The following is a 21,468-nucleotide window of genomic DNA, read 5'->3' on the forward strand; positions in this document are numbered from 1 at the left end:
TAGTGCATCTGCCCCGCCATGGCTAGGCGAGCCGGCCGCCGCCGCGCCCGTCCCGTTATCAGCCCGGCGGCATCTTGTCGAATTTCGGCAGCGCCGGATCCAGATGATCCCAGGCATGGCCGCGCATCGCATAGGTCACCACCTGGGGCGTGAAACGGCCGGGATCGTCCAGGCTGGCGGCATGAATGGTGAAGATGTCGGGCATCGCCGCAAAGGTGAGATAGACCGGCGAACCGCAGGTGGCGCAGAAGCCGCGGGTCTTCATGCTGCCGCTGTCGCCACGCAGATCCCAATGGGCCGCCTTGCCGGTCAACGTCACATCCTTGCGGCTCGGGAAGGTGATGTAGGAGCCATGGCCGGTGCCGCTCTCCTGCTGGCAGTGCCGGCACTGGCAATGATTGGAGAAGACCGGCTCGGCGGCGATCTCATAGCGGATTGCACCGCAGGCGCAGCCGCCCGTGTAAGGCTTACTCATGGTCGTCTCTCCTGTTCAGTCCAGGTCGCCGGCGACGCCGTCGAGGTTGCGGGCGCATTTGACCCAGCCCTGACTCATATTCGTATAGGCCGTGTCGTTCTTCGGCAGGACGAAGCCGGAATGCTCCAGGCGAAGCCGCGTGCCGGTCTGCACCTTGGTCAGCGTGAAGGTCACCACCGTATCCAGCCGCGAGCCATAGCCGACATTGCCCTCATCGCCGCCGGTCCAGGCATAGGCGAAGCGCTCGTTCGGTTTCACCTCCAGAACCTGGCAGCGGATAATGCCGTCCCAGGCGCCGGCCGGCGCCGTCTTGAAGGTGAAACGCGTGCCCTCCACCGGCTCGAAACCGGTCGGCTCCATCATCCAGCGCCCGATCAGGGCGCCGGTGGTGATCGCTTTCCAGAGAATGTCCGGCGCATGGTGGAAGACCTCGTCGACCACGATGGACTGCGCCTGCGGCTTCACGGCGAGAGTGCTCATGGATCGATATCCTTCAGGAGGGTGCGGAGGTCGGCGAAGCGCTCGCGCCAGAAGACGCTGTAATGGCTCATCCAGTCGAAAAGCGGCTCCAGCCCTTGCGGCTGGGCGCGGTAATAAACGTTGCGGCCCTCGGGGCGTTCGATGACGAGCCCGGCCTGCTTCAGCGCCTTCAGGTGCTGCGAGACCGCGCCCTGCGTCACCCCGCTGCCGCGCGTCAGCTCGGCCACGGTGATCTCGCTGGTATTGGCGACCCGTTCGAAGACGGCGCGCCGGGTAGGATCGGCGAGCGCGCGCATGACGGCATTGATGGGGGCTGCTTCAATCATGAAATCATATTAGCAGTCACTTATTGATTAGTCAATGCTAATTTATTGCCGATACCGAACCGCAACGTTTTTTGCGCCGGCCTGTCGGAACGGGGCCGGCCGCACCGTCCTTGGATCACATGCCCTTGCGGGCCGGCCACACAGAAGGACACATCATGAAAGTCACGCAGCATCTCTGGTTCGAGAAAGACATGGAGGCGGCTATCCGCTTCTACACATCGCTGATCCCCGGCTCGTCGGTCGGCTGGGTTTCAACCTTGCCCGCCGAGACACCCAGCGGGCCGGCCGGCAGCGTGACATTGGCGGGCTTCACCTTGGGCGACCAGCGCTACATGGCCATCCAGGCGGGGCCGCTGGATCCGTTCAACCACAGCTTCTCGATCATTGTCGAATGCGAGACCCAGGCCGAGATCGACCGCCTGTGGGATGCCCTGAAGGATGGCGGTTCGACCGAACAATGCGGCTGGCTGCGCGACCGCTGGGGCCTGTGCTGGCAGATCACACCGAAACGCCTGGGCGAACTGATGGGCAGCCCGGATCCGGCGGTGGCCAAGCGCGTCACCGAGGCCATGCTGAAGATGGTGAAATTCGATATCGCCGGGCTGGAAGCGGCAGCAAAGGGCTAAATCGATGGCCAAGCCTTACCGGCCCCTGCCCACTTCCTTCACCACATCGAGGAACGCGCGCAGGGCCGGCGGCACGGCGCGATGCCCGGGATAATAGACGGCGATGGCTTCCTCCGCCGGCATCCAGGCAGACAGTACCGTGCGCAGTTGTTTCGCCTTGAGCGCTGCGGTGGCGGCGGCATTCGCCACATAGGCAACGCCTAAGCCTTTCACGGCGGCCTCCACCATCAGCTCCTCGTCATCAAGGATGACCGAGCCGGGCGCATCGATCACCAGCGCCTGTCCGGCACGCTCGAACTCCCAGCGATAAAGCTTGCCGCCCGGCAGGCGATGGCCGATGCAGCGATGGCGCATCAGCTCGTCGGGCGTTTTCGGCACACCCGCGCGTTTCAGATAGTCCGGCGAGGCGACGCAGATAAATCCTATCGGCCCACCGAAGGGAACCGCGATCATGTCGCGCGGAATCGAGTCTGCCAGCCGCATGCCGGCATCGAAGCCGCCCGAGACGATATCGACCAGCCGGCCTTCCACCACCAGATCCACCGTCACATCGGGAAAGCGCTCCGCCATCCGCGGCAGGACATGGCGTACCAGCAGCACCGCGCCCAGACGCGGCGCGTTGATCCGCACCGTGCCCGCGACCTTGCCGCGGAAGGCCGCGACGCTGCCCAGCGCATCGTCGAGCGAGGCCAGCGCGGTTTGCAGACTGGCCAGCAGCCGAAACCCGGCCTCGGTCGGCGAGACACTGCGCGTCGTGCGGTTCAGCAGGCGCACGCCCAGACGCTCTTCCAGGCCGCGCATGGCATGGCTCAGCGTGGACGGTGCGGTGCCGAGTTCGTCAGCGGCGCGCCGGAAACTGCGGTGGGTGGCGACCGCCACGAAAGCGGTCAGGTCGTGAAGCGACGGGCGGGACATTACTGGGGATTTTACATCAGCTTATACAGATTTCCACGCCTAATCCCATTAATCTCCCGCCCTTATGTTAGCCCTGCATTCACACCCAGGAGCCCGACATGACCAAACGCGACGCCGTTTTTCCCGCCAACAGCCATGCATTGTACGACCTGCACAAATATTCCCCTGCCATCCGCGCCGGCGACCTGCTCTTCGTCTCGGGCCAGGTCGGCAGCCGCGACGACGGCTCACCCGAACCGGTCTTCGAGGATCAGGTGCGGCGCGCCTTCGCCAATCTGAAGGCCGTGCTGGCGGCGGCGGGCGGCAGCTTCGACGACGTCATCGACGTCATCTCCTTCCACACCGATCCGCAAACGCAGTTCGATACCGTGCTGAAGGTCCGCGACGAGGAAATCGGCGAACCGCCCTATCCGGCCTGGACAGCGGTCGGCGTGACCTGGCTGGCCGGCTTCGATTTCGAACTCAAGGTGGTTGCCCGCATTCCGGCGAAGGGCTAGGCGCGCTTCGGCTTCGTCCTGCTGCGCGCCGCCGCATTCAGCGCCGCGGCGGCGCGGATCAGCGCCTTGAAAGCCGTGGCGTTGATCTTTTCGCCTTCGTGGATATCGATGGCGCGCCGGGTATTGCCCTCAAGGCTGGCGTTGAACAGGCCCTTGGGATCGTCAAGCGATGCGCCCTTGGCGAAGGTCAGCTTCACGACTGCTTTGTAGGTCTCGCCGGTGCAGAGGATGCCGTTGCTCTCCCACACCGGCACGCCGCGCCACTTCACCGTCTCGACCACGTCCGGCAAAGCCGCCCTGATCAGCGCGCGGACATGGGCGAGCGTCTCACCACGCCAGTCGCCGAGCGCCTTGATCTTCGCGTCGATCAGCTTCGAGGGGGATGTAGCTTTGGCGGCGCTCATGCGGTTTTTTCCCTCTGCCGCAGCAGCAGCGGGTTTGGCTGCGGTTCCGCCACCTTCACCAGCCGGTTCACATCGCGATGCCGGAACAACTCGCTGCGCCCGCGCACCATCAGCATGGTGTCTGACACGTATTTCCAGCTGCCGTCCGCGTCGAAGGTGATTTCGAGGCGGTAGGAATCCGTGCGGAAGGCGTATTCGAGAAAATCGGTGGAACAGATGCCGTAATTGGTCTGGCCGCGCGTGGCGTTGACCACCAGGCTCAGGTCATCGGGCTTTGCCTGGCCGACCGCCAGCGCGGTCTGGCCGCGCGGGATGGCCAGCGTCTGCATCACCAGGCCGGTCGCCGGTTCCCACAGCCAGTAACCGGTCTGGTCGTGGAAGGTGATGTCTTCTTCCGGCGTGTTGACGTGCACGTGGTAGCGCAGGCCGTAGAGCAGCTGCGGACCATTGGCCTGCGGATCGATCGGCTGCATCTCGATGCGCTCAAGATACTGCCGGCGCTCCGGGCCATCGGCCTTCGGATTGAGGTCGATGCCCTTCTTGCCTTCCCACACACCGGCGAGCCGGCGCAGCGGGCCCAGATTCGCCAGGGTGTCGGGATCGACATCCTCCGGTTCGGTGAAAATGTCTTCTGGAAATGGATTCATGCCGCTCCCCCGTCTAACGCCTCAGAATGCCGCCTCACCTGCTGACTAGCCGCCAGGATGCAGCCCCGGTGCTTCCTGGCCGGTGCGCGCCACATATTCGGTATAGCCGCCAGTGAACTGGTGCACGCCTTCGGGCGTCAGTTCCAGCACGCGGTTTGACAGCGCTGCGAGGAAATGGCGGTCATGCGACACGAACAGCATGGTGCCCTCGAAATCCGCCAGCGCCGCCACCAGCATTTCCTTGGTCGCCATGTCGAGATGGTTGGTCGGTTCGTCGAGCACCAGGAAGTTCGGCGGGTCGTACAGCATCTTGGCCATCACCAGACGCGCCTTCTCGCCGCCCGACAGCACGCGACAGGTCTTCTCGATATCGTCGCCGGAGAAGCCGAAGCAGCCGGCCAGCGTGCGCAGCGCCGGTTGTCCGGCCTGCGGGAATGACTTGTCGAGCGTTTCGAAAATCGTGTCGTCGCCGTCCAGCAGGTCCATCGAATGCTGGGCGAAATAGCCCATCTTCACGCTGCTGCCCAGCGCCACCGTACCCTGGTCTGGCTTGGTATCGCCGGCGATCAGTTTCAGCAGGGTGGATTTGCCGGCGCCGTTGGCACCCAGGATGCACCAGCGTTCCTTGCGGCGCACCTGGAAATCCAGCCCTGTGTAGATCGACAGGCTGCCATAGCTCTTGTGCACATCCCTGAAATTCGCCACGTCTTCGCCCGAGCGCGGCGGCGTGCGGAATTCAAACTGCACCGCCTGACGCCGCCGCGGCGGCTCGACACGTTCGATCTTGTCGAGCTTCTTCACCCGGCTCTGCACCTGGGCGGCATGCGAAGCGCGCGCCTTGAAACGCTCGATGAACTTGATCTCCTTGGCCAGCATGGCCTGCTGGCGCTCGAACTGCGCCTGGCGATGCTTTTCGTTCAGCGCCCGCTGCTGGTCGTAGAAATCGTAATTCCCCGAATAGGTGGTGAGCGAACCGCCGTCGATCTCGACGATCTTGCCGACGATGCGGTTCATGAACTCGCGATCATGCGAGGTCATCAGCAGCGCGCCGTCATAATCCTTGAGGAAGGCTTCGAGCCAGATCAGGCTTTCGAGATCGAGATGGTTGCTCGGTTCATCGAGCAGCATGCCATCGGGGCGCATCAACAGAATACGGGCGAGCGCCACGCGCATCTTCCAGCCGCCGGACAAGAGCCCGACATCGCCATCCATGCGCTCCTGGCTGAAACTGAGCCCTGCGAGCACCTCGCGCGCCTTCGCTTCCAGCGCATAGCCATCCAGTTCCTGGAAGCGGCCCTGCACCTCGCCATAGCGCTCGATGATGGCGTCCATCTGGTCGGCCTGGTCCGGATCGACCATCGCGGCCTCGAGCTGCGCCATTTCGGCGGCCAGCGCGCTCACCGGTCCGACGCCGTCCATCACCGCCGCGACGGCACTCTGGCCGGACATCTCGCCGACATCCTGGTTGAAATAGCCAATGGTCATCCCAGTATCGATCGCCACCTGGCCATCGTCGGGTTTTTCCTCGCCGACGATCATCCGGAACAGGGTCGACTTGCCGGCGCCATTCGGCCCGACCAGCCCGGCCTTCTCCCCCTTCTGGAGGCCCATCGACGCATCGATGAACAGGATCTGGTGGCCGTGCTGCTTGCTGACGTTATCGAGACGAATCATAGGGTCCGTGTGGGCTGGAAAATCTGAGGCGATTCTGGTCGGTACCCGCGCCCACGCGCGGTACTTTCAGGGCCTACATTAAGTGGCAAGGTATGAATTCACGGACTCTTCGAGCATGTCCACCAGCTCAGGGTCCATGAAGCGATAGTCATCGGGAATATCTAGAACGTACACCCGCTTGTGTTCAAGCAGCTGCGTGTATTCCGCTCGAAGGCGTTTCAGATGCTTGTGCTCCATGACAAATATTATATCTGCCCAATGGATATCTGCCGGGCCGATAGGCTTGCGCGCGTTCGGACTGGTGCCTGCCGAACGGACATCGAAGCCGGGCCGGCGGCGCCAGATCGCCTCTGCAGTCGGGCTGCGCCATTGGTTCCGGCTGCAGACGAACAAGAGCTTTGTCACGCCTGATCCAGCATCACTCCCACTCAATGGTGCCGGGCGGCTTGGAGGTGATGTCGTAGGTCACGCGGTTGATGCCGCGCACCTCGTTGATGATGCGGGTGGCGACGCGGCCGAGGAAGTCGTGCGGGAACGGGAAGTAATCCGCCGTCATGCCGTCGGTCGAGGTCACCGCGCGCAGGGCGCAGGCCTGATCATAGGTGCGACCATCGCCCATCACGCCGACGGTGCGCACCGGCAGCAGCACGGCGAAGGCCTGCCAGATCTGGTCGTAAAGGCCGGAGCGGCGGATCTCGTCGAGATAGACCGCATCCACCTCGCGCAGCAGGTCGAGCTTTTCCTTGGTGATATCGCCCGGAATACGGATGGCCAGGCCCGGGCCGGGGAAGGGATGCCGGCCGACGAGAGACTCCGGCAGGCCGAGTTCGCGGCCCAGCATACGGACTTCATCCTTGAACAGCTCGCGCAGCGGTTCAACCAGCTGCATGTTCATGCGCGCCGGCAGGCCGCCAACATTGTGGTGCGACTTGATGGTGACGCTGGGGCCGCCGGAGAAGCTGATGCTCTCGATCACGTCCGGATAGAGCGTGCCCTGGGCGAGGAACTGCGCGCCGCCGATCTTCTTGGCCTCGGCCTCGAAGACGTCGATGAACAGGCCACCGATGGTCTTGCGCTTGGTCTCCGGATCGCTGATGCCGGCCAGCTTGCCCAGGAACAGCGCCGACGCATCGTTGTGGATCAGCGGGATGTTGTAATGGTCGCGGAACAGGCGGACGACCTCCCCGCCCTCGCCCTTGCGCAGCAGGCCGTGGTCGACGAAGACGCAGGTCAGCTGCTCGCCGATCGCCTCGTGGATCAGCACGGCCGCGACAGAAGAATCCACGCCACCGGAGAGGCCGCAGATCACGCGCCCTTTTCCGACCTGCTCGCGGATCTTGGCGATGGCCTCGTTGCGGAAGCCCTTCATGGTCCATTCGCCGCTGCAGCCTGCCACCTTGCGCACGAAATTACGCAGCAGCTTGGCGCCGTCCAGCGTATGCATCACTTCCGGGTGGAACTGCACGGCGTAGATCCTGCGCACATCGTCGGCGATGGCGGCAAACGGCGAGCCATCGCTGACGCCGACGGCGCGGAAGCCGGTCGGGATCTCGGTGATCTTGTCGCCATGGCTCATCCAGACCTGGTGCTTCTCGCCCTTGGCCCAGACGCCGTCGAACAGGTCGCAGTCGTCCTTGATCTCGAGGAAGGCGCGGCCGAATTCCCGATGATGGCCGGTCTCGACACTACCGCCCAACTGCATGCAGATGGTCTGTTCGCCATAGCAGATGCCGAAGATCGGCAGGCCGAGCTTGAAGGCGCCTTCCGGTGCGCGCGGCGAGAATTCTTCCGTGGTGGAGGCCGGCCCGCCGGAGAAGATGATGCCCTTCAGCGTGCCGTGATCGTTCACCAGGTCCAGGCACTTTTCTGCCTTCTGGAAGGGTACGATTTCGCAATAGACACCGGATTCACGAACGCGGCGCGCGATCAGCTGGGTGACCTGGGATCCGAAATCGATAATAAGAATGCGCTCCGCCATCGGCGTTTAAAGCTCCTCTGCTTGTCGTGGTGCGGGCTGGCGCGGGGACGTCAGCTCGGCTTGGCCGCCTTGTAGGCAGCGATCTTGGTTTTCAGTTCGGTCAGTTCGGCACAGCCGAAGGTGCAGAGCGCATCCAGCGTCTTGAGATGCTCTTCCGCCTTCGCCAGGTTGTTCACTTTCAGATAGGCCTCGCCGACATATTCATGCGCGCCGCGATGCTTGGGATCGAGTTCGAGCGCCTTGCCATAGGCGGCGAAGGCCTTGTCATAGTCGCCCTGGTTGCGCTGGGCATAGCCGAGCCAGTTGAAGGCGTCGGCATTCTTCGCGTCCTTGGCCACCACCTTCTGGAACAGGTCGATGGCGACCGTCCAGTTCTTGGCGTCGATGGCCTTCCTGCCTTCGGTGAAATTCGGATCGGCGGCCTTGGGCATGCCGGCGCCGGGATCGTTGTTGCCCATGGCGAACACCGGCGCGGCCGGCAGGGCCAGCGCCAGAACAGCAGCCAGGAAAATACGGGGGAAACGGTGACCGGAACGGATCATGGCACGGCTCCTTGATGGGGCCGCCAGTATATCCCGGCCGGCCCGACGGGGGCCACCCTCGCCGCGGCCGAAGCCGGGGTCCGGATGGCCCGGTTGGACGGGCGGACCGAGCCGGTCAGCTCGGCTTGGCAGCCTTGTAGGCGGTGATCTTGGCCTTCAGTTCGGTGTATTCGGCGCAGCCGAAGGTGCACAGGCTGTCGAGCCGCTTCAGATGCTCCTCGGCCTTTTCCAGATTGTTCACCTTCAGATAGGCCTCGCCCACATATTCGTGGGCGCCGCGATGCCGCGGATTGACCGCCAGCGCCTTGGCATAGAAGGCAAAGGACTGGTCGTAGTTGCCCTGGTTGCGCCAGGCATAGCCCAGCCAGTTGAAGGCATCGGCATTCTGCGCATCCTTGGCCACCACCTGCTCGAACAGCGGAATGGCTTTCGCCCAGTCCTTGGCGTCGATGGCTTTCTTGCCCTCGGTGAAATTCGGATCGACCGGCTTGGCGGCCGGTGCCGGATCGCTGCCGCCGGCGGCGAAGACCGGTGCCGCAATCAGCAGGCTCGCCAGCAGGGCCAGGGTGAAACGGGAGATCGAGAGACGGGACATGGACAGGCTCCTCGCAAAGATGCCGTTCCTGGCCGCTCATGCCTGCCTCCGGAATGCGGCGGCAAAGAAACCATCGGTGCCATGCCGGTACGGGGTGAGGCTGAGACGGTCGCCGGAACGTATGCGTTGATCGGTTACACCCGGCGGCCAGGCATCGGCCAGAGGCAGCGGCGTAAACTCACCGTGATGCTCCAGGAACCAGTCGGCCTGGTCGCCATTCTCGGCCGGCAGGATCGAGCAGGTCGCATAGACCAGCCGGCCGCCCGGTTTCACCAGCCGCGCGCCATCGCTGAGAAGGCCGCGCTGACGCCGCAAAACCTCGTCTAGGCTGGCCGGATCGTAGCGCCAGCGCGCTTCCGGATTGCGCCGCCAGGTGCCGCTGCCCGAACAGGGCACATCCAGCAGCACGCGATCAGCCCTGCCCTCGAACGCGCCCAGCAGTTGCGGCAGCGCATCGGCATCATGGATCACGATATTGCGAGCACCGGCGCGATCCAGCCGCGGCACCAGCCGCTCCAGCCGCCGCTGGTCATTGTCGGCGGCCTGGATTTCACCCTGGTTGCGCATGGTTGCTGCCAGCAGCAGCGTCTTGCCGCCGGCGCCGGCGCAGAGATCGATCACCAGTTCATCGGGCCGCGCATCGACCAGCAGGCCGGCGAGCTGGGCCGCCTCGTCCTGCGGCTCGATCAGGCCGTCGCGATAGAGCGAATTCATGTCCAGGCGCACGCGCTCGGGGATGCGGATGCCGATCGGCGACAGCGGCGTGGCAGCCGCAGCGATGCCATCGGCGCGCAACTGTTCCAGCACCAGCTCGCGATTGCTCTTCAGCGTGTTGACGCGCAGGTCGAGCGGTGCGCGGCCATTCAGCGCCGCCAGCTCCATCTCGGTATCGCTGCCGAATGTGGCCTGCACCATGTCGGCCACTGCCGGCGGCAGATTGGCGCGCGCCCAGAGCGGCGCGTCTTCATCGGACGGCAGGCGCAGGAGCGCCGCGGTTTCGGTCTCGTCCAGCGGCGGCGGGCCGTAGCCGCCATCGGCACAGAGCTGCCGCCAGACATGCGGCGGCGTGGACGCATCGGCAAAGACCAGGAGACGTGGTGTCAGCTCGGCGCCGGTCTGCTCGATACGCCAGCGCCGCATGCCCTGTTCGCGCAGCACGGCATAGACGGTTTCGCTCACCGCCCGGCGATCCTTTGAACCGGCAAAACGGCTGCGCCGCTGCCAGTCGGTGACCACACGGTCAGCGGCAGCGGCGCGCTGCAGGATTTCGCTGATGATCTCGATGCTGGCGGCGAGCCGCGCCGCAGGCGTCATGGAGACCTCAACCCTCCTGCCGGTAGTTGGGTGCCTCGCGGGTGATCGCCACGTCATGCACATGGCTTTCGCGCAGGCCGGCCGAGGTGATGCGGACAAAGCGGCAGTTGGTGCGCATGGCCTCCAGCGTACCGTTGCCGGTATAGCCCATGGCGGCGCGCAGGCCGCCGACGAGCTGATGCAGGATGGCCCCGGCCTGGCCCTTGTAGGCGACGCGGCCCTCGATGCCTTCCGGCACCAGCTTCAGCTTGTCATTCACTTCCTGCTGGAAGTAGCGGTCGGCCGAGCCGCGGCCCATGGCGCCGATCGAGCCCATGCCGCGATAGGACTTGTAGGAACGGCCCTGGTAGAGGAAGACTTCGCCCGGCGCTTCGTCGGTACCGGCCAGCAGCGATCCGATCATGCAGGCGCTGGCGCCGGCGGCGATCGCCTTGGCCACGTCGCCCGAAAACTTGATGCCGCCATCGGCGATCACCGGGACACCGGACTTCGCCGCCACCGCAACGGCATCCACCACAGCCGTCAGCTGCGGGATGCCGACACCGGCGACGATGCGCGTGGTGCAGATCGAGCCCGGACCGATACCGACCTTGACAGCATCGACCCCGGCATCGATCAGCGCCTTGGTGCCTTCCGCGGTGGCGACATTGCCGCCGATCACCTGGGTGCGGTTCGACACCTTCTTGATCGCGGTGATGGTTTCCAGCACGCGGCTGGAATGGCCATGCGCCGTATCGACGATGATCACATCAACGCCGCTGTTCATCAGTTCCTGGGCGCGCTCCAGGCCGTCGGACCCGGTGGAGACGGCGGCGGCGCAGCGCAGGCGGCCCTGCTCGTCCTTCACGGCATTCGGATGCAGGCGGGCCTTTTCGATATCCTTCACGGTGATCAGGCCGACGCAGCGATAATCCTCGTCCACCACCAGCAGCTTCTCGATGCGATGCTGGTGCAGCAGCCTCTTGGCCTCGCCGCTGGATACGCCTTCGCGCACCGTGATCAGCGGACTCTTGGTCATCAGTTCGTGGACCGGCTGCAGCATGTTGGAGGCGAAACGCACATCGCGATTGGTCAGAATGCCGACCAGCTTGCCGCCATGGGTCTCGGTCACCGGAATGCCGTGGATGCCATAGCGCTCCATCAGCGCCAGCGCATCGGCCAGCGTCTCATTGGGGCGGATGGTCAGCGGATTGACCACCATGCCGCTCTCGAACTTCTTCACAGCCGTGACTTCGCGGGCCTGTTCCTCGATGGTCAGATTCTTGTGGATCACGCCCATGCCGCCGGCCTGCGCCATGGCAATCGCCATCTTGCTTTCGGTCACTGTGTCCATCGCCGCCGAGAGCAGCGGAATACCGAGTTCGATGCTGCGGGTCAGGCGCGTACGCGTATCCACTTCGGTGGGCAGCACGCTGGATGCCGCCGGCTCGAGCAGCACGTCGTCGAATGTATAGGCTTCACGGAACTGCATCGAAGGCTCCTTAACGCGATCTGGGCGAGGTTTTATTGTTGTTATCGGCTTCCACCGCGGCTTCCGCCGCGAAATCTCCACCAGCACGGTCGATGCGCCAGAGGTCGGGGTAATGGGTCAGCATGGCGTCGCGCCATTCATCGAAGGGCATGTCGGCATAACTACCGCGGTCGGCCACATATTCCATATGCCGCCGGTTGTCGGCGTCGAACGGATGGAACACCGAGTCCGTTTCGCCATCGAATTCCAGCGGCAGCACGCGGAATTTCTCACAGAGCGCTAGGTTGAAGGCCGGCGTCGCCTTCACCCACTTACCGTCCAGAAACAGCTCGGCAAAGCCATGATAGTAAAAGATATCGGTGCCCATCTGGGCGCGCAGGCGCGCCGTGGCCAGATGGTTCTTCACATCGGCCAGGCCGAGACGCGCCGGGATGCCCTCGGCCCGGGCGGCAGCGGCCAGCAGCAGTGCCTTGTTGACGCAGAAGCCATGGCCTTTGGCGATCACATTGGAGGCGCGCATGCCTTCGGGCGTCACGTCGACGGCATAGGGATCGTAGAGGAAGCGGTCGCGCACCGCGTAATACAGCCGGATCGCCTTGGCCTTCGGATCCGTCTCATCCCCCACTGCTTCGCGCGCCAGGGCGCGCACGGCCGCATGATCGCTGTCGATGTAGGGGGTGGCGGCAAGGTATGCCGGGTCCACCGCGGGCTCGGAAAGCTCCGGCGCGGTCATTGGCAAGGCGGCTCCTGACTGGGAGTGGGTGTCTTGCCGCGGAGGATATAGACCGTCTTTGCCGCCCGGTCCAGCCTCGAAATAGGCAGAGATTATGGGCTGTTAGCCACGAAAACCGCTGGCGATGACGTAAGATTCCGCCGAATCCGCCCTTGAAGCCGGCGGTTTGACATGCCGCACGGTGCGGAAATCCCGCTTCATCATGGTGAGCAGGTCATTCTCGGTACCGCCGCGCAGCACCTTGGCCAGGAAGCCGCCGCCGGGATTGAGCACGCGGGTGGCAAAATCCAGCGCCACCTCGCATAGCATCATGATGCGGATATGGTCGGTCTGGCGATGACCGGTGGCCGGCGCCGCCATGTCCGACAGCACCAGATCGGCCTTGCCGCCCAGCGCATCGATCACCGCCTCTTCGGCGCCTTCGGCCAGGAAATCCTGCAGCAACAGGGACGCGCCCGGGATCGGATCGACCGGGTTGATATCCACGCCCAGGACGAAGCCGCCGCCCGCACCCGGGCCCTTGTCCTGCGACTTCACCCGCTTGACCGCCACCTGCGTCCAGCCGCCCGGCGCCGCCCCCAGATCAAGCACGCGCATGCCGGGCTTCAGCAGTTTGTACTTGTCGTCCAGCTCGATCAGCTTGAAGGCCGCGCGACTGCGCCAGCCATCCACCTTGGCGGCAGCAACATAGGGATCGTTGAGCTGACGCTGCAGCCATTTCGCCGAGCCGACAGTGCGGCCACGCGCGGTTTTCACTTTGACTTTGGGGCCGGCTTTGCGCGGCGGCATCAGTATCTCCTGCGCTGGCGCATCAGTTCGACCAGCACGCCCTCGCGCACGCCGCGATCGGCGACCCGCAGGCGTTCGGTCGGCCAGAACTTGTACAGGGCTTCCAGAATGGCGCAACCCGCCACCACCAGATCGGCGCGCTCCTCGCCGATGCAGGGATACAGCGCCCGTTCCGGCACGCTCTGCGAGGCCAGCAGCCGCGACTGCGCCATCACCTTGGCATAATCCAGCCAGCAGCCATCGACCAGGCGGCGCTCGTAGCGCGGCAGATTGAGCAGCAGGCCGGCCAGCGTGGTGACGGTGCCCGAGGTGCCCAGCACCTGCATATTGTTGTCGGTCAGCTGCTGCGACAGTTTGTGCTTGTCCTCGAAGGGCTGCAGCGCCGTGGCCACTTCGTCGATCATCTGCTGATAGGTGCCGCTGTCGGTATGGCCGGCACCGAAGCGCTCGGTCAGGTTGACGACGCCGAAGGGCAGCGAAATCCAGTCGATCACCTCGGTACGGCCGCCGCCATGCAGGCGGGCCCAGAGGATTTCCGTCGAGCCGCCGCCGATATCGAACACGATGGCCTGGCGATGCGGCGGCTCCAGCAACGGCGCGCAGCCGGTCAGCGCCAGCCGTGCTTCTTCCTGGCTGGAGATGATGTCGAGCTTGATGCCGGTGGCGCTCTGCACTTCATGCAGGAATTCCGCGCCGTTGCCGGCACGGCGGCAGGCTTCGGTGGCAACGGCGCGCGCCACGTCCACATTGCGCCGCGCCATCTTCTCGGAACAGATTTTCAGGGCTTCGATGGTGCGCGCCATGGCGGCATCGGACAGCTGGCCGGAAATACTCAGGCCTTCGCCCAGACGGACGATGCGCGAAAACGCCTCGACGACCCGGAAGCCATCGCGCAGCGGCCGCGCAATCAGCAGCCGGCAATTGTTGGTGCCCAGGTCAATGGCCGCAAAGGTCGGCGGCGCGCCCCGGGCGGGGACGCCGTGGGGGGCACCCTGCCGTGCAACGGGGGCTTCCATGGTCACGAAACCAGGGTCCGGGGCAGCGGGGCCGCGCAGGGTATGGCAAATCCGATCATGCGATCAGTGTAGCGCGACGCCGCTCCCCCGTTAAGGCACGGAAGAAGCGGCGGCATTGCTGCATTTCCGCGGTCAGTTCGCCTTGGGCGGCGCCTGACGGCCCTCGCGCGGCAGGGCAAAGATCTGGCCCGGATAGATCATGTCCGGGTCGACGATGCTGCCCTGGTTGGCGCGGTAGATCTCGGTATAGAGCGGCCCCTGGCCATAAACCTGCCGGGCGATGCGCCACAGGCTGTTGCCGGGCTGGACCACCACGCTGCTGCCATCGGCGTTCAGCTGGATGTCCTCCGGCCGGGCCCGGCTGAACGGCAGCTCCAGGCGCGAGGCGACCCTGCCGCCGGCCTGTTCGACCTGGTCGACACGCAGCGAATAGATGCCGGGATCGACGGCCTTGTCCGGCTTCAGGCTCCAGCGGCCCTTGTCGTCGGCATTGGCGACACCGATCGGCTCGTTGTTCAGATAGACCTGCACGGTGGAACCCGGCTGGGCGCGGCCCGACAGGATCAGGTTGCCGGCCTGATCGTATTCGATGGCATCCAGCGACAGGCCCTTGCGCGCCGGATCAATCGCGCCATCGGGACGCTGCAGCAGGCGGCTGGCGCCTTTCAGCGGCGTCAGCACGGCAATCGCCTGCTCGCCGCCCTCGCCCGGCTGGCATTCCGGCACGACGGCGACAACGCTGGCTTCAGCCTTGATCGACTCCTGGCCCTGCATCTGCGATTCCAGCATGAATTCCTGGTTGCCGCGTTCCAGCGGCAGATCGGGCACCAGCACCCATTCGCCGCGGGTATCGGCAGTGACGCGGCCCAGTTCGCGCTGGCCGGCCTTCACCACCACCACTGAACCGGCCATGGCGCGGCCCGCAAAGACGGAGGTGCAGTTGCGGCTGATGCGCACCACATCGAAGCTTGGCGGGGCCTTGGCCACGCTGTCGGGCGACGGTGCAACGGGGGCTGCGGGAACCGGCGGCGGCGGGATATTCGCCGTCGGGGTCATGCCGCGCTTGTTGGGATCGGCGCCGAAGAAAATCACCGCCAGGATGCCCAGAACAGCGACGCCGAGAAGGATGAAGAAGAAACGACTGCCTCGCACTCGATTTTCCCGGCTAGCTTTATTGTGAACGACGGGTGAGATTAAGTCCTCGTCAGAGGACCCGCAACTCCTCTAACTTGCCCAAGATTTGCAAATCCTTACTGAATTTCACCAGCCCTGATCGTTGCCCCCATGAGCATTGAAACGTCTGCCGGCCCCGCCGGTTCACCCCAAACCGCCTCGATCCGGGTCTGGGACCTCCCCACCCGGCTGTTCCACTGGGCCCTGGTCGCCCTGGTGGTGGCCATGGTCTTCACCGGCTGGCAGGGCAAGCTCGACCTGCATATGACCCTGGGCCAGGTGGTGCTGGCGCTGGTGCTGTTCCGGCTGATCTGGGGCTTTGCCGGCAACCGGTATGCCCGGTTCCGCGATTTCGTCGCCGGGCCGATGGCGGGCCTGCGCTATCTGGGCACCCTCTTCGGCCGACCGGGGCCGAAATATATCGGCCATAACCCGGTCGGCGGCTATGCCGTGCTGGCCATGCTGGCGCTTTTGCTGCTGCAGGCGGTGACCGGCCTGTTCACCAGCGATGACATCTTCACCGAGGGGCCGCTCTATTCCAAGGTGGCCACCAGCACCAGCGCCCTGCTCAGCACCACCCATCGGCTGGCGATCTGGGCCCTGCTCGCGGTGATCGCCGTGCATCTGCTGTCCACGGTCTTTTACCTGACGGTGAAGAAGGAAAACCTGGTGACCCCGATGGTGACCGGCCGCAAGCAGGCTGCGGCCGCAGCCGATGCGCCGGGCGGCCATCCGCTGCTGGCCCTGGCGCTCTTCGCCCTCTGCCTGATCGTGGTTTTCGGCGGCCTGCGCCTGATCAAATAAATAAAAAAGGCGCGGCTCAAAGGCCGCGCCTTTTGCCATTCCCTGCGGAACGGTCAATCCATGCGGAAGGCCTTGTGGCAGGTGCCGCAGGACGCGCCCATGGCGCCAAAGCCCGCCTTCACCGCATTCATGTCGCCAGCCTTGGCAGCGGTCGCCACCGCCGCAGCCTTGGATTCCAGATCCTTCATGTTGGCCTCGAACTGGGCCCAGTTGGTCCAGATGTCCGGCTTGGCCTTGGTCTCGCCCTTGTCGGAGCCGGCCGGGAAGTGCTGGAGCTGCTTGCCGGCCTGGGCGGCGATGGCTTCGGCCGGCGCGACGGTAGCCGAGGCCGGGCCGTTATCGTCCACCACCTTCTTGATCGCCCCCGCCGAAACGCGGAAGACCTGGAAACCGTCCTTGCGGGCCTTGATCGCGTCCGCCTGGGCCCAGGCGTAGCCGCCTGCGGATGCCACTGCCAGACCGAGCGCTGCCGCCAGGATGGCCTTATGCCACATTGCCATGTTTAGTCCCCTCGATTGAGACCCGTCTGCTGTCCGGGCCAACTCCATCTATACCCGGTTCATGGGCGGACAGACGACAAACCCTTTCATCCTCACGAAAATTTTAGAGCCGCCGGTCCCGGCCTTTCGTCCGGCGGCGACCGGGCTTTTCCGCTGGTATCCGGGGGCGGAATCAGCTACCCATCCCCACCCTTTGAACCGCCATTTCAGCCTTCCGGATTACCCCCATGGCCATTCGTTCCGTCTGCGTCTATTGCGGCTCCAGCCTCGGCGAGAGCCAGGTCTATACCGCCCAGGCCCAGATCCTTGGCCAGCGCCTGGCCGAGAACGGCATCCGTCTGGTCTATGGCGGCGGCCGCATCGGCCTGATGGGCGTGGTGGCCGATGCCGTCCTGAAAGCCGGCGGCGAAGTGGTCGGCATCATCCCGAACCATCTGCATGACTGGGAAGTGGGCCATACCGGGCTGACCGAGCTGCATGTGGTCGACAGCATGCACACCCGCAAAAAGATGATGGTCGAGATGTCGGATGCCTTCATCGCCCTGCCCGGCGGTCTGGGCACGCTGGACGAATTCTTCGAGGTTATCACCTGGCGGCAGCTCAAGCTGCATGACAAGCCGGTGCTGGTGGTGAACACCGAAGACTACTGGCATCCGCTCATGGCCCTGATCGAGACCGTGATCGAGCGCGGCTTTGCCCGCCGCACCGCGACCACCCTCTATACCGTGGTGGAGGATGCCGAAGCGGTGATCGCCGCCCTGCTGGCCGAGCCGGCGCCGGAACATGCGGACCGGACCAGCAAGATCTGATACGCAGGTCCCGGCCCCGAAAGCGGCCGGTTTGACCTTTTCTCGCCCCGCCTAGAGTTTAAATCCACCCGCCGCCCGGGCCCCAAGGGCTTTGCCCGGCCGGCCGGCTTTGCTAGGGTCCGGGCCATCGCTCAAATCATGCAAACCGTGACTGTGGAGGGGCCCGTTTATGGCGAAGATCAAGGTCAAGAATCCGGTCGTCGAGCTCGACGGCGACGAGATGACCCGCATCATCTGGAAGTTCATCAAGGAGAAGCTGATCCTTCCCTACCTGGATGTGGATCTCCTCTACTACGATCTCGGCGTCGAATACCGCGACCAGACCAATGACCAGGTCACCATCGACAGCGCCCATGCGATCCTGAAACACGGCGTCGGCGTCAAATGCGCCACCATCACGCCGGACGAACAGCGCGTGACCGAGTTCAAGCTGAAGGAAATGTGGAAGTCGCCCAACGGCACCATCCGCAACATCCTCGGCGGCACGATCTTCCGCGAGCCGATCATCTGCAAGAACGTGCCGCGCCTGGTGCCGCACTGGAACGACCCGATCGTGGTCGGCCGCCATGCCTTCGGCGACCAGTATCGCGCCACCGACTTCCGCTTCCCCGGCAAGGGCACGCTGACCATCAAGTTCGTCGGCGAAGACGGTAAGATCATCGAGAAGGAGGTCTTCAAGGCCCCCGGCAGCGGCGTCGCCATGGCGATGTACAACCTGGATGACTCGATCCGCGACTTCGCTCGCGCCAGCATGAACTACTCGCTGGTGCGCGGCTGGCCGCTGTACCTGTCGACCAAGAACACCATCCTCAAGGCCTATGACGGCCGCTTCAAGGACCTGTTCGAAGAAGTTTACGAGCAGGAATTCTCGTCCAAGTTCAAGGCCGCCGGCATCACCTACGAACACCGCCTGATCGACGACATGGTGGCTTGCGCCATCAAGTGGTCGGGCAAGTTCGTCTGGGCCTGCAAAAACTACGACGGCGACGTGCAGTCCGATGTGGTGGCGCAGGGCTTTGGCTCGCTCGGCCTGATGACCAGCGTGCTGATGACGCCGGATGGCAAGGTGGTGGAAGCCGAAGCCGCCCATGGCACAGTGACGCGCCACTACCGCGAACACCAGGCCGGCCGCGAGACCTCGACCAACCCGATCGCCTCGATCTTCGCCTGGACGCGCGGCCTGATGCATCGCGCCAAGCTGGATGGCAATGCCGATCTGGACAAGTTCGCCCATACGCTGGAGAAGGTCTGCATCTCCACGGTCGAGGCCGGCTTCATGACCAAGGATCTGGCGATCCTGATCTCGAAGGACCAGCCCTGGCTGACCACCCAGAAGTTCCTGGACAAGATCGACGAGAATATGAAGAAGGCCCTGGCGTAAGCCGCGGTCCTTCATTCCGGACCGAAAGGGCCGCGTCCATGACGCGGCCCTTTTTCTTTATTGCGCCTTGACCTCTTCGCGCGTGATGCGGAAGGCACCGTCCAGCCATTGCACGATCTCACACGCTGCCGGATGCTCGATGCTGCCATAGCGACTGCGGAGCCCGGCCTGCTGGTCAGGCGTCAGCTGATCCAGCCCCGTATCCTGCAGTGCCGCGATATCGGCGCGGAGCCGTTCCGCAAACGCTTCGCCCAGCAGTTCCCTCGCCGCTCTGTCCCATGCTTCCTCCGCGCGATAGCCTGCCCCTTCGCGATACAGGGCCGCCAGCGTGAGCGCCGGAATGCAGGTGAGCGTGGGCTGCAAGGCCGGGTTGATGGCATGTCCGGAAAGCTGCGCGCCGATGGCGGCCGGGCGGTTGTCGAAACCGCGCAGGTAAAGGTATTGCGACATCATGTGCCCGTCGTTGACCGGGTAGTTGTCCCATAGCAGCGGCTTGCGTCGCAGCCGGCCGCCAACGCTTTCCAGATAGTCGGGCGCAATCGCGGTCGAACAAACCTTGTCGCCGGTCCAGAACACCGCGATGGCCGGATCGAGTTCACGGCCCAGCGATTCGACATAGCCCGCCGGCCGCTGGCCAAAGATCTGGTCGAGGATCGGATCGTCGGTGTAGTAGGTCGGGCAGACGATGAGCCGGCTGGCCTTGGTCCGCGCCGCCACGAAGTCGATGATTTCAAGCTGGCGCACGGCAAGATCGTCGCGGTCGCCCTGCATGTCGTCGAACAGGATGGCGAGATCGTCGATACCCAGACTGTCGAGGAAGCTGAGCTTGCGCGCCAGCGCCGCGCGCTTGCCGGCGCCGAACTTGGCATACAGCTCATAGGGACTGAGGCCGATGCCAAAGCGCAGGCCCAGGCTGCGGCAATGGATGCTGAGTTCGGCCAGCCGCTGCGCCATTTCGGGCGGATGTTCCTTCTGCCAGCGACGACGCAGAAAGGGATCGCCCTTCGGTGCGTAGAGATAGAAGCCGTAACCATGGCCGGAGAGCCGCGTAAGCGTGACGAGCCGGTCCTGCCAGGCCCAGGGCCGGCCGTAGAAACCCTCAATGATCCCCAGCGGCGGCGCGCTCATGTGGCTGAAGGCCCGGTCTCCATCTGGCCGCGCTGTTCCAGCCGTTCGGTGGCGATGCGGTCGATATGGTCGCGGATGGTGGGGTGCACCTGCAGCAGGCGCTGGAAGTCGGTCACCTCGAGCGCCAGCAGGCGGCAATCGGTGATGGCGCTGACCGTCGCCGTACGATCCGTGCGCCGCAGCAGCGCGATCTCACCGAAATGCTGGCCGGGCCCGAGCACCACCGGCTTGGGCAGGATCTCGACCTCCACCTCGCCGGCCATGATGAAGAACATCGCTTCGGCGCGCTCGCCCCGTCGCACGATGGCGGTGCCGCTGGGCACCACCTGGGCTTTCAGCAGGCTGGCGATCTCGGCAATCGAACTGGCATCCAGCTTGGCGAAGAGCGGCAGCGCCGCCACCGCGCGCCAGGTGACCATGAATTCGCGGCGCTTGATCTCCTCGGCAAAGCCTGACGCGAGCAGACCGGCGGGAATGGCAATCGTGCCGACGCCGATCACGATCATGAAGCCGTTGAACAGCTTGCCCAGCGGCGTGACCGGGATCATGTCGCCGTAACCGACCGAGCCGACAGTAACGATACCCCACCACAGCGCCTTGGGGATCGAGCCGAACACCTCGGGCTGCGCCTCGTGCTCCAACACATATATGATAGAGGAACCCACCACGAGCATGACACTGACGGCGACCAGCGCCGCGGTCAGGCCCCGTGCCTCGCGCTTCAGCACGGCGGCGACTAGCGCCAGACCCGGCGTGTAGCGCGCCAGCTTGAACAGCGTGAACATCTCGGTGGCGAGGAACAGGTCGCGCGGGAATGGCACGACCAGGTTGATCCAGAAGGGCAGGATCACCAGCAGGTCGACCACGCCAAGGAACGAGCCCATATAGCGCCGCCGCATCGCGGCCGCGCCAACCCGACCGCCATGGGCATAGACCGGTGCGATCCAGATGCGCAGCAGATACTCGGCTGTGAACAGGATATCGGTCGCCTCGCGCAGGCGGTCGAGCCAGAAGATGCTTGGCGCATCCAGCCCGGGCACCGTGGCCAGCATGATGGCGACGGCGCAGGCCAGAACGCTGATAACGATCAGCCAGGAAGTCAGGCGATGACCGGGGCGCGCATCGCGGCGGTCATCGGCCAGAAGGTCGAAGCAGACCTGGCGCCAGCCCTGTTCGGTCATCGCGCCAGCT

General features: G+C 64.6%; 25 protein-coding genes. 5 read left to right on the plus strand and 20 right to left on the minus strand.

The window, feature by feature from the left end; all coding sequences use genetic code 11:
- Positions 1-58: 58 nt before the first annotated feature.
- Genes AC1ROB_RS15055 through AC1ROB_RS15065 form a run of 3 tightly spaced genes read right to left on the minus strand, consistent with a single transcriptional unit; the run spans position 59 to position 1,281 of the window.
- The gene (locus AC1ROB_RS15055) at positions 59-475 is read right to left on the minus strand and encodes a GFA family protein (protein ID WP_492970316.1); all 417 of its coding nucleotides are present in this window, start codon (positions 473-475) and stop codon (positions 59-61) included.
- Between the two features lie 15 nt (positions 476-490).
- A complete protein-coding gene (locus AC1ROB_RS15060; protein WP_492970315.1) occupies positions 491-955 on the minus strand; it encodes an SRPBCC family protein in 465 nt (154 codons plus the stop codon).
- Positions 952-1,281, minus strand: a complete 330-nt coding sequence (locus AC1ROB_RS15065) for an ArsR/SmtB family transcription factor (protein WP_492970314.1) — start codon at positions 1,279-1,281, stop codon at positions 952-954. Before AC1ROB_RS15065 ends, AC1ROB_RS15060 begins: the two co-directional genes overlap by 4 nt.
- A 155-nt stretch (positions 1,282-1,436) precedes the next feature.
- On the opposite strand from AC1ROB_RS15065, the gene AC1ROB_RS15070 reads away from it, so the two are divergent.
- Positions 1,437-1,907 carry a VOC family protein gene (locus tag AC1ROB_RS15070; RefSeq protein WP_492970312.1) on the plus strand — a complete coding sequence of 157 codons (471 nt, stop codon included), beginning with the start codon at positions 1,437-1,439 and terminating at the stop codon, positions 1,905-1,907.
- Between the two features lie 15 nt (positions 1,908-1,922).
- On the opposite strand, the gene AC1ROB_RS15075 is transcribed toward AC1ROB_RS15070, so the two are convergent.
- Positions 1,923-2,822 (minus strand): LysR family transcriptional regulator, encoded by a 900-nt coding sequence (locus AC1ROB_RS15075; protein ID WP_492970311.1) that lies wholly within the window; start codon positions 2,820-2,822, stop codon positions 1,923-1,925.
- 98 nt (positions 2,823-2,920) lie between these two features.
- On the opposite strand from AC1ROB_RS15075, the gene AC1ROB_RS15080 reads away from it, so the two are divergent.
- Complete coding sequence (locus tag AC1ROB_RS15080; RefSeq protein WP_492970310.1) at positions 2,921-3,319, plus strand: RidA family protein; 399 nt, start codon at positions 2,921-2,923, stop codon at positions 3,317-3,319.
- Here AC1ROB_RS15080 and AC1ROB_RS15085 read toward each other — a convergent pair.
- From AC1ROB_RS15085 to AC1ROB_RS15145, 13 genes are all read right to left on the minus strand, one after another.
- Entirely contained in the window at positions 3,316-3,723 is a 408-nt protein-coding gene (locus AC1ROB_RS15085; protein WP_492970309.1) for a DUF1801 domain-containing protein, read from the minus strand. The two genes, AC1ROB_RS15080 and AC1ROB_RS15085, sit on opposite strands and share 4 nt — an antisense overlap.
- Positions 3,720-4,370, minus strand: a complete 651-nt coding sequence (locus AC1ROB_RS15090; RefSeq protein WP_492970308.1) for an FABP family protein — start codon at positions 4,368-4,370, stop codon at positions 3,720-3,722. Before AC1ROB_RS15090 ends, AC1ROB_RS15085 begins: the two co-directional genes overlap by 4 nt.
- A 45-nt stretch (positions 4,371-4,415) precedes the next feature.
- Positions 4,416-6,044 carry an ABC-F family ATP-binding cassette domain-containing protein gene (locus AC1ROB_RS15095; RefSeq protein WP_492970307.1) on the minus strand — a complete coding sequence of 543 codons (1,629 nt, stop codon included), beginning with the start codon at positions 6,042-6,044 and terminating at the stop codon, positions 4,416-4,418.
- Between the two features lie 78 nt (positions 6,045-6,122).
- A complete protein-coding gene (locus tag AC1ROB_RS15100; RefSeq protein ID WP_492970306.1) occupies positions 6,123-6,449 on the minus strand; it encodes a low molecular weight protein tyrosine phosphatase family protein in 327 nt (108 codons plus the stop codon).
- Positions 6,450-6,462: 13 nt separating this feature from the next.
- Positions 6,463-8,022 (minus strand): glutamine-hydrolyzing GMP synthase, encoded by a 1,560-nt coding sequence (gene guaA / locus AC1ROB_RS15105; protein WP_492970305.1) that lies wholly within the window; start codon positions 8,020-8,022, stop codon positions 6,463-6,465.
- 50 nt (positions 8,023-8,072) lie between these two features.
- The gene (locus tag AC1ROB_RS15110; RefSeq protein ID WP_492970304.1) at positions 8,073-8,564 is read right to left on the minus strand and encodes a tetratricopeptide repeat protein; all 492 of its coding nucleotides are present in this window, start codon (positions 8,562-8,564) and stop codon (positions 8,073-8,075) included.
- Between the two features lie 115 nt (positions 8,565-8,679).
- Positions 8,680-9,159 (minus strand): tetratricopeptide repeat protein, encoded by a 480-nt coding sequence (locus AC1ROB_RS15115; protein WP_492970303.1) that lies wholly within the window; start codon positions 9,157-9,159, stop codon positions 8,680-8,682.
- Positions 9,160-9,195: 36 nt separating this feature from the next.
- Positions 9,196-10,473 carry an RsmB/NOP family class I SAM-dependent RNA methyltransferase gene (locus AC1ROB_RS15120; RefSeq protein WP_492970302.1) on the minus strand — a complete coding sequence of 426 codons (1,278 nt, stop codon included), beginning with the start codon at positions 10,471-10,473 and terminating at the stop codon, positions 9,196-9,198.
- A gap of 7 nt (positions 10,474-10,480) precedes the next feature.
- A complete protein-coding gene (guaB, locus tag AC1ROB_RS15125) occupies positions 10,481-11,944 on the minus strand; it encodes an IMP dehydrogenase (protein ID WP_492970301.1) in 1,464 nt (487 codons plus the stop codon).
- 10 nt (positions 11,945-11,954) lie between these two features.
- Positions 11,955-12,677 carry a transglutaminase-like domain-containing protein gene (locus tag AC1ROB_RS15130; RefSeq protein ID WP_492970300.1) on the minus strand — a complete coding sequence of 241 codons (723 nt, stop codon included), beginning with the start codon at positions 12,675-12,677 and terminating at the stop codon, positions 11,955-11,957.
- Between the two features lie 102 nt (positions 12,678-12,779).
- Positions 12,780-13,466 (minus strand): RlmE family RNA methyltransferase, encoded by a 687-nt coding sequence (locus AC1ROB_RS15135; protein WP_492970299.1) that lies wholly within the window; start codon positions 13,464-13,466, stop codon positions 12,780-12,782.
- Positions 13,466-14,482, minus strand: a complete 1,017-nt coding sequence (locus AC1ROB_RS15140) for a Ppx/GppA phosphatase family protein (protein ID WP_492970764.1) — start codon at positions 14,480-14,482, stop codon at positions 13,466-13,468. The genes AC1ROB_RS15135 and AC1ROB_RS15140 overlap by 1 nt, the downstream gene beginning before the upstream one ends.
- Positions 14,483-14,614: 132 nt before the next feature.
- A complete protein-coding gene (locus AC1ROB_RS15145; protein ID WP_492970298.1) occupies positions 14,615-15,634 on the minus strand; it encodes a LysM peptidoglycan-binding domain-containing protein in 1,020 nt (339 codons plus the stop codon).
- Between the two features lie 132 nt (positions 15,635-15,766).
- Here AC1ROB_RS15145 and AC1ROB_RS15150 point away from each other — a divergent pair, with 132 nt between their 5' ends.
- A complete protein-coding gene (locus tag AC1ROB_RS15150; protein ID WP_492970296.1) occupies positions 15,767-16,459 on the plus strand; it encodes a cytochrome b/b6 domain-containing protein in 693 nt (230 codons plus the stop codon).
- A gap of 53 nt (positions 16,460-16,512) precedes the next feature.
- Here the strand turns inward: AC1ROB_RS15150 and AC1ROB_RS15155 are convergent, their stop codons facing one another.
- A complete protein-coding gene (locus AC1ROB_RS15155) occupies positions 16,513-16,959 on the minus strand; it encodes a c-type cytochrome (RefSeq protein WP_492970295.1) in 447 nt (148 codons plus the stop codon).
- Positions 16,960-17,186: 227 nt separating this feature from the next.
- Between AC1ROB_RS15155 and AC1ROB_RS15160 the strand changes: the two genes are divergently transcribed.
- Positions 17,187-17,768: an LOG family protein gene (locus tag AC1ROB_RS15160; protein WP_492970294.1), complete on the plus strand. Its 582-nt coding sequence runs from the start codon at positions 17,187-17,189 to the stop codon at positions 17,766-17,768.
- A 169-nt stretch (positions 17,769-17,937) separates the two neighbouring features.
- A complete protein-coding gene (locus tag AC1ROB_RS15165) occupies positions 17,938-19,149 on the plus strand; it encodes an NADP-dependent isocitrate dehydrogenase (protein WP_492970293.1) in 1,212 nt (403 codons plus the stop codon).
- A 57-nt stretch (positions 19,150-19,206) separates the two neighbouring features.
- Here AC1ROB_RS15165 and AC1ROB_RS15170 read toward each other — a convergent pair whose 3' ends face one another.
- Both AC1ROB_RS15170 and AC1ROB_RS15175 read right to left on the minus strand, forming a co-directional pair.
- Positions 19,207-20,277, minus strand: coding sequence for a beta-N-acetylglucosaminidase domain-containing protein (locus AC1ROB_RS15170; protein ID WP_492970292.1), 1,071 nt, complete (start codon positions 20,275-20,277; stop codon positions 19,207-19,209).
- Positions 20,274-21,458, minus strand: a complete 1,185-nt coding sequence (locus AC1ROB_RS15175; protein WP_492970291.1) for a cyclic nucleotide-gated ion channel — start codon at positions 21,456-21,458, stop codon at positions 20,274-20,276. Before AC1ROB_RS15175 ends, AC1ROB_RS15170 begins: the two co-directional genes overlap by 4 nt.
- Positions 21,459-21,468: the final 10 nt, after the last annotated feature.

It is taken from the genome of Ferrovibrio sp. GW821-FHT12F09 (genome assembly GCF_058806775.1).

What these genes read in the sequence shown, in the direction of transcription:
- AC1ROB_RS15055 (WP_492970316.1), bottom strand. Translation starts at nt 475, where the DNA reads ATGAGTAAGCCTTACACGGGCGGCTGCGCCTGCGGTGCAATCCGCTAT.
- AC1ROB_RS15060 (WP_492970315.1), bottom strand. Translation starts at nt 955, where the DNA reads ATGAGCACTCTCGCCGTGAAGCCGCAGGCGCAGTCCATCGTGGTCGAC.
- AC1ROB_RS15065 (WP_492970314.1), bottom strand. Translation starts at nt 1,281, where the DNA reads ATGATTGAAGCAGCCCCCATCAATGCCGTCATGCGCGCGCTCGCCGAT.
- AC1ROB_RS15070 (WP_492970312.1), top strand. Translation starts at nt 1,437, where the DNA reads ATGAAAGTCACGCAGCATCTCTGGTTCGAGAAAGACATGGAGGCGGCT.
- AC1ROB_RS15075 (WP_492970311.1), bottom strand. Translation starts at nt 2,822, where the DNA reads ATGTCCCGCCCGTCGCTTCACGACCTGACCGCTTTCGTGGCGGTCGCC.
- AC1ROB_RS15080 (WP_492970310.1), top strand. Translation starts at nt 2,921, where the DNA reads ATGACCAAACGCGACGCCGTTTTTCCCGCCAACAGCCATGCATTGTAC.
- AC1ROB_RS15085 (WP_492970309.1), bottom strand. Translation starts at nt 3,723, where the DNA reads ATGAGCGCCGCCAAAGCTACATCCCCCTCGAAGCTGATCGACGCGAAG.
- AC1ROB_RS15090 (WP_492970308.1), bottom strand. Translation starts at nt 4,370, where the DNA reads ATGAATCCATTTCCAGAAGACATTTTCACCGAACCGGAGGATGTCGAT.
- AC1ROB_RS15095 (WP_492970307.1), bottom strand. Translation starts at nt 6,044, where the DNA reads ATGATTCGTCTCGATAACGTCAGCAAGCAGCACGGCCACCAGATCCTG.
- guaA (WP_492970305.1), bottom strand. Translation starts at nt 8,022, where the DNA reads ATGGCGGAGCGCATTCTTATTATCGATTTCGGATCCCAGGTCACCCAG.
- AC1ROB_RS15110 (WP_492970304.1), bottom strand. Translation starts at nt 8,564, where the DNA reads ATGATCCGTTCCGGTCACCGTTTCCCCCGTATTTTCCTGGCTGCTGTT.
- AC1ROB_RS15115 (WP_492970303.1), bottom strand. Translation starts at nt 9,159, where the DNA reads ATGTCCCGTCTCTCGATCTCCCGTTTCACCCTGGCCCTGCTGGCGAGC.
- AC1ROB_RS15120 (WP_492970302.1), bottom strand. Translation starts at nt 10,473, where the DNA reads ATGACGCCTGCGGCGCGGCTCGCCGCCAGCATCGAGATCATCAGCGAA.
- guaB (WP_492970301.1), bottom strand. Translation starts at nt 11,944, where the DNA reads ATGCAGTTCCGTGAAGCCTATACATTCGACGACGTGCTGCTCGAGCCG.
- AC1ROB_RS15130 (WP_492970300.1), bottom strand. Translation starts at nt 12,677, where the DNA reads ATGACCGCGCCGGAGCTTTCCGAGCCCGCGGTGGACCCGGCATACCTT.
- AC1ROB_RS15135 (WP_492970299.1), bottom strand. Translation starts at nt 13,466, where the DNA reads ATGCCGCCGCGCAAAGCCGGCCCCAAAGTCAAAGTGAAAACCGCGCGT.
- AC1ROB_RS15140 (WP_492970764.1), bottom strand. Translation starts at nt 14,482, where the DNA reads ATGGAAGCCCCCGTTGCACGGCAGGGTGCCCCCCACGGCGTCCCCGCC.
- AC1ROB_RS15150 (WP_492970296.1), top strand. Translation starts at nt 15,767, where the DNA reads ATGAGCATTGAAACGTCTGCCGGCCCCGCCGGTTCACCCCAAACCGCC.
- AC1ROB_RS15155 (WP_492970295.1), bottom strand. Translation starts at nt 16,959, where the DNA reads ATGGCAATGTGGCATAAGGCCATCCTGGCGGCAGCGCTCGGTCTGGCA.
- AC1ROB_RS15160 (WP_492970294.1), top strand. Translation starts at nt 17,187, where the DNA reads ATGGCCATTCGTTCCGTCTGCGTCTATTGCGGCTCCAGCCTCGGCGAG.
- AC1ROB_RS15165 (WP_492970293.1), top strand. Translation starts at nt 17,938, where the DNA reads ATGGCGAAGATCAAGGTCAAGAATCCGGTCGTCGAGCTCGACGGCGAC.
- AC1ROB_RS15170 (WP_492970292.1), bottom strand. Translation starts at nt 20,277, where the DNA reads ATGAGCGCGCCGCCGCTGGGGATCATTGAGGGTTTCTACGGCCGGCCC.
- AC1ROB_RS15175 (WP_492970291.1), bottom strand. Translation starts at nt 21,458, where the DNA reads ATGACCGAACAGGGCTGGCGCCAGGTCTGCTTCGACCTTCTGGCCGAT.